The organism is Acidovorax delafieldii, from assembly GCF_007993815.1.
GTDB classification, from domain to species: domain Bacteria; phylum Pseudomonadota; class Gammaproteobacteria; order Burkholderiales; family Burkholderiaceae_C; genus Acidovorax; species Acidovorax delafieldii.
In genome coordinates this window covers 776,029-789,615 of sequence record NZ_VJWE01000011.1, presented here as the reverse complement: position 1 = coordinate 789,615, position 13,587 = coordinate 776,029, and the positions used below count along the sequence as shown (strand labels likewise).

Here is a 13,587-nt window from a genome sequence, read left to right as displayed (position 1 = left end):
ATGTCGCAAGCAACCGTTGAACTCCTGGCCAAAGACCTGAACGCCCAAGGCGGCGTTTTCTGTCCCAGCCCCAAGGCCGACATGAAGCTGTGGAACAGCCACCCCAAGGTGTACCTGGACGTGGCCCGCACGGGTGAAGCCAAGTGCCCTTACTGTGGCACGGTGTACCGCCTGAAGGCCGGTGAGCACGTACACGCTGGTCACTGATTGATGCCGGTTGCAGTCGGCGGCGCTACGCCGCCGCCCACGTTGACCGTGGCGGTGCTGACCCTCAACGAGGCGCACCGCATCGAAGCCTGCCTGCAAAGCGCTGCGTTTGCCGACCAGTTGCTGGTGGTGGACAGCGGTAGCACCGATGACACCGTGGCCATCGCCCAGCGCCTGGGCGCCGAAGTCCACAACTACCCCGACTGGCAGGGCTTTGCCGTGCAGCGCAACCGGCTGCTGGCCCACGCGCGGGGCGACTACATCTTATTTCTGGACGCCGACGAGGTGATGACACCGGCGTTCGCCCAGGAGCTGCAGGCCATCGTGCGCTCTGGCGCGCAGGCCGTGTGGACCATCCGCTGGCGCATGGTGGCCTACGGGCACGAACTCAAGTACTTTCGCTCGCAATCGCAGATCGAGCGCCTGTTTGTGCGCGCCATGGTCCGCGAGTTCACAGGCGTGGTGCACGAGCAGGCCGAACTGTTGCCACCGCCGGGCGGTGGTGCCGTGCCGCGCCGCCCGATCGAAGCGCGGCTGCTGCACTACTCGCGCACCACCGTGCGCGGCAGCCTGGAGAAGCTCACGCAGTACGCGATGCTCGGCGCTGCCAAGCGCGCTGCGGCGGGCAAAAAGGGCGGCGTAGTGCGCGGCCTGGCCTCGGGCACCAGCATGTTCCTGCGCCTGTATGTGTTCCGCCTGGGTTTTCTGTGTGGCGGGGCCGGTTTTTTGTATTGCCTGTTTGTGGCGCTGGAGGCGTTCTTCCGGTACGCCGCCCTGGAGTACGACCACCAGCAACTGAGTGAGAGCGTGCGCCGTTGACCAAAGCTGACGATCTTTTTGTGCGCCTGTCGGGCGTGGCGGCGTTCATGGTGCCGGGCCTGGCGCTGTGGGTGCGCTCGGGCTACTCCTGGGGGGCGGTGGTGCTGCTGTTGTGCAGCCTGGCCACCGCCGGGGTGTGGCTGCAGCGCCGGCCGGGGCGCGATGCCTGGCCGCTTTTTGGCTCCATCGTGGCGATGGGCACGGTCTGGGCCCTGGACTTTGACCCGGCCCAGGGCAGCTGGTCCAACCTGGACCGGCCCGCCAAGTACCTGCTGGCGCTGCCCTGTCTGCTGTACGTGCTGGCCTATCCCCCGCGGGTGCGCTGGCTCTGGGCCGGTATTGCCGTGGGCGCTTGCGGGGCGGGCCTGATCGGCCTGTACCAGGCTCTGGTGCTGCACTTACCACGCGCCAACGGCTTTACCAATGCGATCCAGTACGGCGGGCTCAGCCTGCTGCTGGGGTTGATGTGCTCGGTGGCGCTGCTGGTGCTGTGGGACCGCTGGAAGCCCTGGCAACGTGCGGGCTGGGCGGTGGGCATTCTGCTGGGCCTGGAGGGGTCGCTGCTGTCCGAGTCGCGCGGGGGCTGGGTGGTGTTGCCCATGGCGCTGCTGCTGTGCGTCTGGCTCCAGGGGCGCTCCGGCCAACCCCGCAGGGCCATCGTCGGTGCCGTGCTGGTTGTGTTGGGGGCTGTGGGCCTGATGGCCTTCAAGGCCAACGAGGTGCGCCTGCGCGTGGATGAGGCGCGGCAGGAGATCACACAGTACGAGTCGCGGGGCGATGCGGCCAGTTCGGTCGGCCAGCGTCTGGCGCACTGGGGGCTGGCCTGGCGCATGGGCCTGGACCGCCCCCTGACCGGCTGGGGACGCTACGGCTACGAGGCCGAAAAGCAGCGCCGCGTGGCTGCCGGCGAGGCGCACCCGATTGTTTTGCAGTTCAGCCACGCCCACAACGAGCTGCTGGACATCTTTGCCAAGCGCGGCATCCCAGGCGTGGTGGTCTTGCTGGTTTTTTATGGTGTGCCCCTGGTGCTGTTCTGGCCCACGCGGCGCCGCGTGTTCCCGGGTGGTGCGGGCGTGCTCGATGCTGAAGGGCTGTGCCTGCGCATGATCGGGGTGCTGCTGCCCGTGTCCTACATGGGCTTTGGCACCACCCAGGTGTTTTTGGGGCACAACAGCGGCACCATGTTCTACCTGTTCATGGGCATGCTGGTGCTGGCCATCCTGCAAGGCCGCGAGCGCCAGCGGCTGCAGGCGCCGGGGCAGGCCGCCGCTCTTTCCTGAAGGACCTCTGCCATGCACATCCTGCTGGTCAACAACTCCCCCATCCCTGTGTATGGCTACGGCGGCACCGAGCGCGTGATCTGGGACCTGGGCAAGACGCTGGTGCAGCAGGGCCACCGCGTGAGCTACCTGGTGCCCGAGGGCTCGACCTGCGACTTCGGCCAGGTGCTGCCCATCCTGCCTGACGAGCCCTGGGAGGGGCAGATCCCGGCCGACGTGGACATCACGCATTTCCAGTTCAACCCACGCTCCGAGCTGTCCAAGCCCTACCTGGTGACCGAACACGGCAACGCCCGCAAGCCCAAGCCGTTGCCCCGCAACACGGTGTTCCTGTCGCGCGACCATGCGGCGCGCTACGGCTCCAGCGAATTCGTCTACAACGGGCTGGACTGGGCGGGTTATGGCCCGGTGGACTTTGACCGCCCGCGCTCGCACTACCACTTCCTGGGCAAGGCGGCCTGGGGCGTGAAGAACGTGCGCGGTGCTATCAAGGTGGCCAAGATGGCCGGGGTGGAACTGGACGTGCTGGGCGGCAACCGCATCAACTTCAAGCGAGGCTTTCGCTGGACGCTGTCGCGCAAGATCCACTTTCACGGCATGGTGGGCGGCACGCAGAAGACGGGCCTGCTCAACGCCTCGCGCGGGCTGATCTTTCCGGTGCGCTGGCACGAGCCGTTCGGGTTGGCGGTGATCGAGAGCCTGTACTTCGGCTGCCCGGTGTTTTCCACCCCCTACGGCGCCTTGCCCGAGCTGGTGCCCGTGCACTGCGGTGTGCTGTCAGACCAGGCCTCGGTGCTGGCCGAGGCGGTGCGGGGCAACCGCTTTGACCCGCGCGCCTGCCACCAGCATGTGGTGGAGCACTTTGGCGCCGAGCGCATGGCGCGCAACTACCTGCGCATGTACGAGCGGGTGCTGGCGGGCGAAACCCTCAATGCCCAGCCTCCCGTGATCCAGGGCCCTGCGCGCGAACTGCCCTGGAGGCAGTGAGGCACCCCCTGAGGTGCTTCGCACCTTCCCCCTCTCCTGCGGGAGGAGGACGCCACCCGTGGCCTGGCAAAGCCAGCTCCACGGTGGCACGGGTTTCACGGCGCGTTAGTTTTTAACGCCCTGCTCATATCGGGGAGGCTACTGCGCAGGTTCTGGGGCGTTTTTGGCCCCAAGCGCTAGTTCAATATGCCCCTGCTGCTATACAAATGATAGTTATTGACAGCCGATAGTGGAGTCGCCACGCGGCGCGGTGGCCTGCTGCCACTCCTGGGCCAGCAACGCCACCAGCTGCGCCGCTGGCATGGGCCGCACCTGGGCCACCCCCTGGCCTGCCCACAGCGACAGGCAGTCGGCCTCGCCCGCCTGGGCGGCCGCGCGACGCAGCGCACCGGTCAGCGCGTTCTGCACGGGGTAGGGCGGCACGTTGGCCTCGTCGGCCTGCAGGGCTTGCATCATGCGGTTGACGATGCCGCGTGCTGGCCGGCCCGAGAAGATGCGGGTGGTGCGCGTGTCGGTGGCCTGGGCGCGTGCCAGGGCCTCGCGGTATGCCGGGCCAATCGCCGACTCGGGGCAGGTCAGGAAGGCCGTGCCCATCTGCACCGCCTGGGCGCCCAGCGCCAGCGCACCCGCAATGCCGCGCCCGTCCATGATGCCGCCCGCAGCGATCACCGGGATGGACAGGGCCTGCACGCACTGCGCCACCAGCGGCAGCGTGCCCACCATGCTGGCCGCAAAGTCGGCCAGCGACGGCGCCGCACCGGTGGCGCCGGGCTGCGTAGGGGTGAGAAAGGTGCCCCGGTGCCCCCCGGCTTCCATGCCGGAGGCGCAGACGGCATCCGCGCCCACGCTGGCCCAGGCCTGTGCCTCGGCCAGCGTGGTGGCGGTGCCGATCACGTAGCTGCCCGCCGCCTGCAGCCTGGCCACCTGCGCCGCCGTGAGGATGCCGAAGGTGAAGCTGGCCACGGCGGGACGTGCGGCGACGAGGGCTTCGAACTGCGCGGCAAAGTCCTCGCACCACTGGGTGGGCCGCTCGGGCACCAGGCCGAACTCGGCATAGAACGGCGCCAGGCGCTGCAGCGCAGCTTGCACCGTGGCGTCGTCGGGTGTGGGCGTGGCCTGCACAAACAGGTTCATGCCAAAGGGCCGGTCGGTGCGCCGGCGCACCTCGGCGGCGGCCTCGGCCATGGCAGCGGGCGAGCGCATGCCGCAGCCCAGCATGCCCAGGCCGCCGGCCTCGGACACGGCGGCGGCCAGCGCGGGCGTGTCCGACCCGGTCATCGGGCCCTGGATGATGGGCAGCGCAAGGCGCAGGTGGGTGGTGAAGGCGGCGGGCATGGGGGCTCCTTGTGCGATCTGTGGGGGAGGGGTCAGGTCGATGCGGCGGGGCGGTGTGCTTCGCCGGAGGTCAGTACGGTCCGCAGCGCGTCCAGCGCCGGCGACTGGTAGCTGCGCCGGTGCACCAGCACCGTGTCGCAGGTGGCCAGGGGCACCAGGCGGAGCGCAGGCGGCTCGCGCATCAGGTCGATCACGGCCTGGGGCACCACGCCCGCGCAGCGACCGGTGGCCACACAAGCCAGGATGGCGTGGTACGAGGCCAGCTCCAGCACGCGCGGCGGGCTGCCGTCCTTTTGCTGCATGAAGGCCTCGCCCATGCGGCGGTAGGTGCAGCCGGGGCTGAAGGCGGCCAGGGTGTCCAGCTGCAGGTCCTGGGGCGTGTGCACGGGCGGGTGGTCGGCGGGCAGGGCCAGCAGCAGGGCCTCGGCAAACACGGCGGTGCGCTCCACCGGCGCCTCGGCGTCGATGCCCGGCGGCGGCCAGGCCACCAGTGCGCAGTCGATGGTGTGGGCCAGCACCTGCTCCACCAACTGGCGCGAGGGGGCGGTGGACAGTTCCAGCACCAGCCCCGGCCATTGCGCATGCAGCCGGGCCAGCGGCTGCGGCAGGCGTGCGGCGGCCGTGCTTTCCATGGCGCCCAGGCGCAACCGGCCGCCGGGCTGGCCGGGGTGCACCGACTGGCGGGCCTCTTCGGCCAACGCCAGCAGGCGGTCGGCATAGCCGCGCAGCGCCTCCCCGGCAGGCGTCAGCACCATGCGTTTGCCCTCGCGCAGGAACAGCGTGGCGCCCAGTTGCTCTTCCAGCTGTTGCACGCGCGTGGTCACGTTGGACTGCACGCGGCCCAACCGTTCGGCCGCGCGGGTCACGCTGCCTTCCTGCGCGACGGCGCGGAATATTTCGAGCGCTGCCAGATCCATAGATATTCTTGCTATGAGATGATTAATAGAAAATAAATCTCAAAACAGAATCATAGACTGGAAACCGCCTGCATGGAACCGCGCACCGCCCCCCAAGACCGTCCCCTGGCTGTAGCACTGGCGGGCATGGCCGCACTGGCGGTGGCGATGGGCGTGGGCCGGTTTGCCTTCACCCCGCTGCTGCCCATGATGCTGCACGACGGCGTGGTCACGCTGGCCGGCGGCAGCTGGCTGGCCACAGCCAACTACCTCGGGTACCTGATCGGGGCGCTGGCCTGCATGGCGCTGCCCTGGGTGGCGCCCCGTGCGCGGCAGCGGTGGCATGCGGCGCGGCTGGCGCGCTGGGGGCTCGCGGCCACGGTGCTGCTCACCCTGGGCATGGCGCTGCCGCTGCCGGGCTCCTGGCCCGCGCTGCGGTTTGCGGCCGGGGTTGCCAGTGCGCTGGTGTTCTTGAACGTCTCGGTGTGGTGCATGCTGCGGCTGGTGGCGCTGGGCCAGCCCGCGCTGGGCGGGTTGATCTTTTGTGGCCCGGGGCTGGGCATCGTGCTCACCGGCCTGTCGGCCAGTGCCATGGTGGCGCTGCAGTGGCCCGCCGCAGCGGGCTGGGCGGTGTTCGGGCTGCTGAGTGTGGGGTTGTGCGCTGCCATCTGGCCCGTGCTGCGGGGTGTGGCGATGCCCGGGTCGGCCGCAGCCTCCGGCCCGGTGGTGGACGGCTCCACCCCCGGCCACGGGTTCTGGGCGCGCACGGGGCTCACGCTGGCCTATGGGCTCGCAGGGCTGGGCTACATCGTCACGGCCACCTTTTTGCCCGTGATTGCGCGCGCTGCCTTGCCTGCGGGGTCGCCTTGGCCTGACCTGTTCTGGCCGCTGTTTGGTGCTGGCGTGGCGCTGGGCGCGGCGTTGTCCACCCGCACCCCGGCCGCGTGGGACCGGCGCTGGCTGCTGATGGCAGCCTACGTGGTGCAGGCCGGGGCCATCGCGCTCAGCCTGGTGTGGCCGGGGCCTGCGGGGTTTGCACTGGGCAGCCTGCTGCTGGGCTTGCCGTTCACTGCCATCACCTTTTATGCCCTGCAGGAGGCGCGGCGCGTGTGGCCTGCGGCGGGCGACAGTTTTCCGGGGTTGCTCACGGCGGCCTACGGCATTGGTCAGATCGTGGGCCCGCCCATGGTGGCGTGGATGCTGCACCACGCGGCCACGCAGGGGCAGGGCTTTGTCTACGGGCTGGCTGTGGCCGCCGCAGCGCTCGGGGTGGGGGCGGTGCTGTATGCCGCCATGGCCTGGCGCTGGCCCCTGGCGCCCCGCGCGGCAGCGCGCTGAGCGCACGCGAATGCAGGCGCCGATCAGTGCGTGGATGGTGCCAGCGGCAGCGCCAGCACAAAACACGCGCCGCTGTCGCCGTCAGCACGGTCCTGGCAGTGCACGGTGCCGTTGTGGCGGCCGGCAATCGACCGCACCAGCGCCAGCCCCAGGCCCACGCCGCCCGCGCGCTCGCTGGCGCCCGGCAGCCGGTAGAAGGGCTCGAAGATGCGCTCGCGCTGGCTGTGCGGCACGCCCGGGCCGTGGTCGCACACATGCACCTCGGCGCGGCCCTGGCGGCGGTGCACCACCACGGTGATCTCGCCGGTGCTGTAGCGGCGTGCGTTTTCCAGCAGGTTGCGGATCGCCCGGCGCAGCAGCTTGGCCACGCCGCGCACCTCCAGCGAATCGGGGCTCGCGCTCACGTCCAGGTCGGCGTCCACGCGCGCACATTCCTCGGCGGCCAGGCCAATCAGGTCCACCAGTTCCACGGTGCCCACGTCGGCTTCGCGCGCGTCGAGCCGGCTGGCCAGGAGGATCTCGTCCACCAGCTGGTCCAGCTCGGCGATGTTGCGCAGGATTTCTTCGCGGAAGGCGGGGGAAGGCTGCTGGCCACCCATCAGCTCCAGCCCCATGCGGATGCGGGTCAGGGGCGAGCGCAGCTCGTGCGAGGCATTGGCCAGCAGCGACTTGTGCGACTTGACCAGGGTTTCCACACGCTCTGCCGCTGCGTTGAACTGGCGCGCCAGGTCGGCTACTTCGTCCTGGCCCTGCTCGGGCACCCGCACCGACAGGTCGCCTTCGCCAAACTTCTTCACGCTGCGCTGCAAGGCCTCCAGCCGCTGCGTGAGGCGGCGGATGATGGGGTACACCCCCACCGCCACCGCCAGACCCACGATGCCCAGCAGCCACAAGAAGCCGAAGGGCGGGCGGGTCCAGAAAGCCGCCTCGTCCTGGCCGGGACCCCCGGGCCGGCCGCCATTGCGGCCCATGCGCGGCTGGCGCGGCGCCATCTGTAGGGTAAAGATCTGGCCGTTTTCTGCCTCGATGTGGAATTCCACCACCTCGCCAGGCTCGGACGGTTGGCGCGTTGCCATGCCGCGCAGCACCAGGTTGCCCCCTGGGTCGCGCACCGCCATCTCGCGCGAGGGCGGCACAAACGGCTGGTTGTTCTGGGCCTTTTGTTCCTCGGCAATGCGCCAGGCCCAGCCCACGGTGAGCGTCAGCACCGCCATGCCACCGACCACGGCGAGCCAGATGCGCAGATAAAGGCGGCGGGAAAAAGGGTTGGTCAAGGACATGCGTGGGGCGACAGCGCAGGCAGCGGGGGCTGCGTCAGCGGTCAATCTTGCTGCTTGGCAAACACATAACCGACACCGCGCACCGTGAGGATGCGGCGCGGGTTCTTGGCGTCGGCCTCGATGGCCGCGCGGATGCGGCCCATGTGCACGTCGATGGAGCGGTCAAACGCCTCCAGCTCGCGGCCGCGCACGGCCTCCATGATCTGGTCGCGCGTGAGCACCCGGCCCGCGCGCTCGGCCAATGCCACCAGCAGGTCGAACTGGTAGGAGGTGAGGTCCGCCAGCTGCCCCGCCACGGTCACAGTGCGCGCGTCGCGGTCGATCTCCAGCGTGCCAAAGCGCAGCACCTGGGTGGCGGCTGCCGCGCCGCCACCATCCGTGCGCCGGCGCAGGATGGCGCGGATGCGGGCCAGCAGCTCGCGGGGCTCAAAGGGCTTGGGCAGGTAATCGTCAGCACCCAGCTCCAGCCCGATAATGCGGTCCATGGGGTCGCCCTTGGCGGTGAGCATGAGCACCGGCACCTGCGCCGCGTTGCCCTGCAGCGAGCGGATGCGGCGGCACACTTCCAGTCCATCCATGTCGGGCAACATCAGGTCCAGGATCACCAGGTCGGGCAGCGGCCCGGCATCAGGGCCCTGTAGCTGCGCCAGGCCACTCTTGCCATCGGCACGGTGCGTGACCTGCAGGCCCGACTGGCCCAGATACTCGCCCACCATCTGCGCGAGGCGGGCGTCGTCTTCGATCATCAGCAGTTGGGAGCTCATGGGGGCAGTGTAGTAGCGAGGCTTTGAAACTGTCTTCATGGTCCGGCCCAGCCGTCTCCCCGTGTTGAAGCCCCCGTAAAGTTCCGGTAAACCGGGTGGCGAGAGGCTTCAGAAGCTGCTATTGATTTGGTAGCTGTCTGGGCATATGAATCAGGCGCCACCGACCTTCTGGATGCGCGATGCCAGCCACACCAGCACCAGCACCGGCAGCCCCAGCAGTGCCGTGGAGGTGAAGAACTGGGCGTACCCAAACGCATCCACATAGTCGCCCGAGAAGCCCGCCACGAACTTCGGCAGCAGCAGCATCATCGAGCTGAACAGCGCGTACTGCGTGGCCGAGTAGCTCACGTTGGTCAGGCTCGACAGGTAGGCGATGAACGCGGCCGATGCAATGCCGCTGGCCAGGTTGTCGGCAGACACCACGGCAATCAGCGCCGTCACGTCGTGCCCGTGGCCCGCCAGCCAGGCAAACAGCAGGTTGCTGGCGGCGCTCAGGATGGCTCCCAGCATCAGGATGCGCATCACGCCAAAGCGCATGGACAACACGCCGCCCACGAAGGCGCCAGCGAGCGTCATGATCACACCGTAGATCTTGGTCACGGCGGCCACTTCGTCCTTGGTGTAGCCCATGTCCACGTAGAACGGGTTGGCCATGATGCCCATCACCACATCGCTGATGCGGTATACGGCAATCAGCGCCAGGATGAGCGCCGCATGCCAGCCGTAGCGGCGCAGGAAGTCGGCAAACGGGGCCACCAGTGCGCCCTGGATCCACTCGGCAGCGTTCTTGGCGGGAGGCAGCGCCACGGGCGCGGGCTCACGCGAAAACAACACGGTGACCACGCCCACGGCCATCGACGCCGCCATGGCCAGATAGGCCGCCTGCCAGGCGCCGTTCTGGTACGCGGCGGCACCCAGGGCCACGGCCTGGCCGGCCGCGGGCGCGACCTCGGAGCGCGCGGCAATCCACAGCACACCGGCTCCGGCCCAGATCATCGCGAGGCGGTAACCCGTCTGGTACGACGCCGCCAGCGCGGCCTGGTGGTTGGCGTCGGCCGATTCGATGCGGAAGGCATCGAGCGCAATGTCCTGCGTGGCCGAGCCAAACGCCACGGCCAGCGCGCACCACACGATGGGGCCCAGTGTGAGACGCGGGTCGGCCAGCGCCATGCCGATGAGTCCCGCCACCACCACCAGCTGTGCCAGCAGCAGCCAGCTGCGCCGCCGCCCGAGCAGCCGCGTGAGCACCGGGATGGGCATGCGGTCCACCAGCGGCGCCCACACCCACTTGAAGCCGTAGGCCAGGCCCACCCAGCTCAGGTAGCCGATGGTGCTGCGGTCGATGCCCGCCTCGCGCAGGCGAAAGCTCAGCGTGCCCAGCACCAGCAGCAGCGGCACCCCGGCCGAAAAACCCAGCGTCAGCATGCGCAGGCTGGCGGGCTCCAGGTACACGCGCAGGGTTTGCAGCCAGGGGGTGCGCGGGGGCTTGTCCGGGGCGGTGGTGGGAGCGAGGCTGGGGGTGGAAGATGTGGAGGTGTCTGACATGGGCGAGCGGGGGTTTTGTCTATCATCGCCGACGCACCCTTGTAGCCATCCTGTCAGCCTCCATCTGCGCGGCAGGCTCTGGTGTGTTGTGTGCCAGCGCTGCTCATTATTCCTTCTGGGATTGCCTTGTATGTGTCTTTTCTGCCCCGCTCCCTCCATCGCGCCGTCGTCCCCCTGGTCCGCACGCCGCGCGTTCCTGCTGGCGGCGGGCGCCGCTGCGGCCACGCCGGTGCTGGCGCAGGTGGACGTGGGTTCGGCATCCAGCCTGCGCAAGCTCGTGCCCGCCGAGACGCTGGAGCAGTCTGCCGCCCAGCAGTACCGCCAGATGCTGGAGCAGGCCCGCGCCAAGCGCGCGCTGGCGCCCGACAACCACCCCCAGCTGCAGCGCCTGCACGCCATCGCCAAGCGGCTGATCCCGTACGCCACGCCCTGGAACGACCGCGCCCGCCAGTGGCGGTGGGAGGTCAACCTGATCGGCAGCTCGCAGATCAATGCGTTTTGCATGCCCGGCGGCAAGATTGCGTTCTACACCGGCATCCTCGACCAGCTCAAGCTCACGGACGACGAGGCCGCGATGATCATGGGCCACGAGATGGCCCATGCGCTGCGTGAGCACGCACGCGAGCGCATTGCCAAGACGCAGGGCACCAACCTGGCGCTGCGCCTGGGCTCGCAGCTGCTGGGGCTGGGCGACCTGGGGCAGGCGGCTGCGGGCCTGGGTGGGCAATTGCTCACGCTGCAGTTCAGCCGCTCGGACGAAAGCGAAGCCGACCTGGTGGGGCTGGAGCTGGCCGCGCGCGCGGGCTACCAGCCGTCGGCCGCCGTGAGCCTGTGGCAGAAGATGGGCAATGCCAGCGGCAGCAAACAAGGCGGGCTGGCGTTTTTGTCCACCCACCCATCGGGCCCCGCGCGCATTCGCGAGCTGGAGCAGAACGTGCCCAAGGTGCAAGGCCTGTACGAGGCCGCGCGCCGCAACGGTTGAACCGCCGAGCCAGCGTATTTAAGCGCTGGCCGCCACTGCATCGGTGGCGTCTTCACCCGCCAGCTGCACCCGGTTGCGCCCCGCGTGTTTGGCGACATACAGCGCCTGGTCTGCGCGGGCAATGGCGGCCTGCAGGTCGTCGGGCCCGTGCACCAGAGCCACGCCAAACGACAGCGTCAGGGCCAACGGCTCGGGGCGGACGGGCAGCGGTGCCCGGGCCACAGCGGCACGGATGCGCTCGGCCGTGGCGCTGGCGGCGTCCAGCGGGCTGGCGGGCATCAGTGCCAGAAACTCTTCGCCACCCCAGCGCGCCAGCACATCGCCCTCGCGCAGGTTGTCGGCCAGCACCTGGCCCATGGCCACCAGCACCTGGTCGCCCACGGCGTGGCCGTACTGGTCGTTCACGCGCTTGAAGTGGTCCACATCGCACAGCAGCAGCGTCACCGGCACGCCGCTGCGCCGGCTGCGCTCCAGCGCCTCGGTGGCCTGCGCGTCAAAGTGGCTGCGGTTGGCCAGGCCGGTCAGCGGGTCGCGCGTGGCCTGCTTGCGCAGGCGCGCCTCGGCAATGAGGATGGTGCGGCGGTAGAACGCCGACAGCGCTGCCGACATGGCAAACACCACGCAGATGTGCACCCAGTTCACGATCTTCACGCTGTGCGCGGGCAGCGGGTCCAGCGGCCCCACGGCGTCGCTCAGCATGTGCAGGCCCAGGTAGTAGGCCAGCAGGGCCAGCACCATGGGCGCGGCATAGCCGCGCGTGTTGGCGATCACGATGGCGGGGATGAACATCAGCAGGTAGTAGTGAAAGCCGCTCTCCCAGCCGATGAGCAGCGAGCCCAGGGCCGAGTGCCCGATCACCTCCAGCCAGATCAGGGCCAGTGCAGCGGTGTTGTAGCGCTTCTGGATGAGCCGGTAGGCGCCCAGGTACATGGCGATGCTCAGCACATTCACGGCCGCCAGCGGCATCGAGCCCAGCCACAGAAACAGCAGGATGTAGCCCGCGTCGATGGCAGCGGCCGTCAGCGCGACCCGCTGCACCATGGCCCAGTAGGCCTTGCCCGCGAGGCTGGAGCCGCGCTGGGGTTCAAGCGGGGGGCGCGGCGCGTTGGATGGGGTCATGGCACGGGGGCACGGGCGGCCTGCAGAGGTGGCAAACCGCTCCATCGTAGCCCCCGGCGGTGTCGGGGGTGCGGCGAACTGGCTGGTATCCCGGGGTCTGATCGCCGCTGGGCACCCGGCGGCGCGGAGCACGCGACCAGGGCCTGTGACGGCCTCCGGCAACCCATTTCAAGCCCAATCAGCTGGATGCGCTAGTGGAATATACCTGGCGTGCTATGAATAAGAGAGCATTGATGGTCTGCGCTCAGGTCCCGCCCACGTAGGGATTGCTTTGCCGCTCGCGCCCGAAGGTGCTCTCGGGCCCGTGGCCAGGAATGAACACCGTCTGGTTGCCCATGGGCCACAGCCGCTGCGTGATGCTGTCGATGAGCTGCTGGTGGTTGCCCTGGGGAAAGTCCGTGCGGCCAATGCTGCCCGCAAACAGCACGTCGCCCACAAACGCTCGGTCGATCTGCGGCGCGTGGAACACCACATGGCCGGGCGTGTGGCCGGGGCAGTGGCGCACGGCCAGCGTCTCGTTGCCGATCTGCACGGTGTCGCCGTCGTGCAGCCAGCGCGTTGGGGTGAAGTGCTGCGCGGGCGGAAAGCCGAACATTGCGCTTTGCTGCGGCAGCCCGTCGATCCAGAACTGGTCGCCCGGGTGGGGGCCGACGATGGGCAGCGACAGGCGCTGGGCCAGCTCGCCCGTGCCGCCGGCGTGGTCAATGTGCGCGTGGGTGAGCCAGATCTGGGACAGCGTCAGCCCGTGTTCTTCCACCGCTGCCAGCAAGGTGTCCAGGTCTCCGCCTGGGTCGATCACGGCAGCCTGCCGGGTGGCGTCGCACCAGACGATGGAGGCGTTCTGCTGGAAAGGAGTGACGGGGACGGTGAGGTAGCGGAGCATGGGATGGAGGCAGTAAACCCATCGCCCATCGCGCTGGGGCCGTTTTCTCCCAGAGGGCGATAGCGGGCTGGCGCGGCGGCGGCAGGGCCGGAAGGCAACAGCCGTGAGTTTCGCACAGGGCCTGTGCAGCGCCCGCCGTCCCTTGGCGGCCG

Annotated in this window: 13 protein-coding genes; 6 read left to right on the top strand and 7 right to left on the bottom strand. The window is 69.2% G+C overall.

Annotated features, from left to right (window positions below):
* Genes ATF69_RS06345 through ATF69_RS06330 form a run of 4 tightly spaced genes read left to right on the top strand, consistent with a single transcriptional unit; the run spans position 1 to position 3,293 of the window.
* On the top strand, positions 1 to 207 hold the full coding sequence (locus ATF69_RS06345) for a zinc-finger domain-containing protein (RefSeq protein WP_056057299.1): 207 nt from the start codon (positions 1 to 3) through the stop codon (positions 205 to 207).
* 3 nt (positions 208 to 210) lie between these two features.
* Complete coding sequence (locus tag ATF69_RS06340; protein WP_146870233.1) at positions 211 to 1,026, top strand: glycosyltransferase family 2 protein; 816 nt, start codon at positions 211 to 213, stop codon at positions 1,024 to 1,026.
* Complete coding sequence (locus ATF69_RS06335; protein ID WP_146870232.1) at positions 1,023 to 2,306, top strand: O-antigen ligase family protein; 1,284 nt, start codon at positions 1,023 to 1,025, stop codon at positions 2,304 to 2,306. The genes ATF69_RS06340 and ATF69_RS06335 overlap by 4 nt, the downstream gene beginning before the upstream one ends.
* A 12-nt stretch (positions 2,307 to 2,318) precedes the next feature.
* On the top strand, positions 2,319 to 3,293 hold the full coding sequence (locus ATF69_RS06330; protein WP_146870231.1) for a glycosyltransferase: 975 nt from the start codon (positions 2,319 to 2,321) through the stop codon (positions 3,291 to 3,293).
* A 213-nt stretch (positions 3,294 to 3,506) separates the two neighbouring features.
* On the opposite strand, the gene ATF69_RS06325 is transcribed toward ATF69_RS06330, so the two are convergent.
* Together ATF69_RS06325 and ATF69_RS06320 are read right to left on the bottom strand one after the other, a co-directional pair.
* Positions 3,507 to 4,628 carry an NAD(P)H-dependent flavin oxidoreductase gene (locus ATF69_RS06325; RefSeq protein WP_146870230.1) on the bottom strand — a complete coding sequence of 374 codons (1,122 nt, stop codon included), beginning with the start codon at positions 4,626 to 4,628 and terminating at the stop codon, positions 3,507 to 3,509.
* Positions 4,629 to 4,660: 32 nt separating this feature from the next.
* The gene (locus tag ATF69_RS06320; RefSeq protein WP_146870229.1) at positions 4,661 to 5,545 is read right to left on the bottom strand and encodes a LysR substrate-binding domain-containing protein; all 885 of its coding nucleotides are present in this window, start codon (positions 5,543 to 5,545) and stop codon (positions 4,661 to 4,663) included.
* 72 nt (positions 5,546 to 5,617) lie between these two features.
* Here ATF69_RS06320 and ATF69_RS06315 point away from each other — a divergent pair, with 72 nt between their 5' ends.
* Positions 5,618 to 6,862 (top strand): YbfB/YjiJ family MFS transporter, encoded by a 1,245-nt coding sequence (locus tag ATF69_RS06315; RefSeq protein ID WP_146870228.1) that lies wholly within the window; start codon positions 5,618 to 5,620, stop codon positions 6,860 to 6,862.
* Positions 6,863 to 6,885: 23 nt separating this feature from the next.
* Here the strand turns inward: ATF69_RS06315 and ATF69_RS06310 are convergent, their stop codons facing one another.
* From ATF69_RS06310 to ATF69_RS06300, 3 genes are all read right to left on the bottom strand, one after another.
* Positions 6,886 to 8,142 (bottom strand): HAMP domain-containing sensor histidine kinase, encoded by a 1,257-nt coding sequence (locus tag ATF69_RS06310; protein WP_146870227.1) that lies wholly within the window; start codon positions 8,140 to 8,142, stop codon positions 6,886 to 6,888.
* A gap of 41 nt (positions 8,143 to 8,183) precedes the next feature.
* A complete protein-coding gene (locus ATF69_RS06305; RefSeq protein WP_056057318.1) occupies positions 8,184 to 8,906 on the bottom strand; it encodes a response regulator in 723 nt (240 codons plus the stop codon).
* A 150-nt stretch (positions 8,907 to 9,056) separates the two neighbouring features.
* Positions 9,057 to 10,451, bottom strand: coding sequence for an AmpG family muropeptide MFS transporter (locus ATF69_RS06300; protein WP_146870226.1), 1,395 nt, complete (start codon positions 10,449 to 10,451; stop codon positions 9,057 to 9,059).
* A 130-nt stretch (positions 10,452 to 10,581) separates the two neighbouring features.
* On the opposite strand from ATF69_RS06300, the gene ATF69_RS06295 reads away from it, so the two are divergent.
* Positions 10,582 to 11,433, top strand: coding sequence for a M48 family metallopeptidase (locus ATF69_RS06295; RefSeq protein ID WP_146870225.1), 852 nt, complete (start codon positions 10,582 to 10,584; stop codon positions 11,431 to 11,433).
* Between the two features lie 18 nt (positions 11,434 to 11,451).
* Here ATF69_RS06295 and ATF69_RS06290 read toward each other — a convergent pair whose 3' ends face one another.
* The gene (locus ATF69_RS06290) at positions 11,452 to 12,552 is read right to left on the bottom strand and encodes a GGDEF domain-containing protein (RefSeq protein WP_146870224.1); all 1,101 of its coding nucleotides are present in this window, start codon (positions 12,550 to 12,552) and stop codon (positions 11,452 to 11,454) included.
* Between the two features lie 244 nt (positions 12,553 to 12,796).
* Complete coding sequence (locus tag ATF69_RS06285) at positions 12,797 to 13,435, bottom strand: MBL fold metallo-hydrolase (RefSeq protein WP_056057330.1); 639 nt, start codon at positions 13,433 to 13,435, stop codon at positions 12,797 to 12,799.
* Positions 13,436 to 13,587: the final 152 nt, after the last annotated feature.

What these genes read in the sequence shown, in the direction of transcription:
- ATF69_RS06290 (WP_146870224.1), bottom strand. Translation starts at nt 12,552, where the DNA reads ATGACCCCATCCAACGCGCCGCGCCCCCCGCTTGAACCCCAGCGCGGC.
- ATF69_RS06345 (WP_056057299.1), top strand. Translation starts at nt 1, where the DNA reads ATGTCGCAAGCAACCGTTGAACTCCTGGCCAAAGACCTGAACGCCCAA.
- ATF69_RS06285 (WP_056057330.1), bottom strand. Translation starts at nt 13,435, where the DNA reads ATGCTCCGCTACCTCACCGTCCCCGTCACTCCTTTCCAGCAGAACGCC.
- ATF69_RS06305 (WP_056057318.1), bottom strand. Translation starts at nt 8,906, where the DNA reads ATGAGCTCCCAACTGCTGATGATCGAAGACGACGCCCGCCTCGCGCAG.
- ATF69_RS06340 (WP_146870233.1), top strand. Translation starts at nt 211, where the DNA reads ATGCCGGTTGCAGTCGGCGGCGCTACGCCGCCGCCCACGTTGACCGTG.
- ATF69_RS06295 (WP_146870225.1), top strand. Translation starts at nt 10,582, where the DNA reads ATGTGTCTTTTCTGCCCCGCTCCCTCCATCGCGCCGTCGTCCCCCTGG.
- ATF69_RS06330 (WP_146870231.1), top strand. Translation starts at nt 2,319, where the DNA reads ATGCACATCCTGCTGGTCAACAACTCCCCCATCCCTGTGTATGGCTAC.
- ATF69_RS06320 (WP_146870229.1), bottom strand. Translation starts at nt 5,545, where the DNA reads ATGGATCTGGCAGCGCTCGAAATATTCCGCGCCGTCGCGCAGGAAGGC.
- ATF69_RS06315 (WP_146870228.1), top strand. Translation starts at nt 5,618, where the DNA reads ATGGAACCGCGCACCGCCCCCCAAGACCGTCCCCTGGCTGTAGCACTG.
- ATF69_RS06300 (WP_146870226.1), bottom strand. Translation starts at nt 10,451, where the DNA reads ATGTCAGACACCTCCACATCTTCCACCCCCAGCCTCGCTCCCACCACC.
- ATF69_RS06325 (WP_146870230.1), bottom strand. Translation starts at nt 4,628, where the DNA reads ATGCCCGCCGCCTTCACCACCCACCTGCGCCTTGCGCTGCCCATCATC.
- ATF69_RS06310 (WP_146870227.1), bottom strand. Translation starts at nt 8,142, where the DNA reads ATGTCCTTGACCAACCCTTTTTCCCGCCGCCTTTATCTGCGCATCTGG.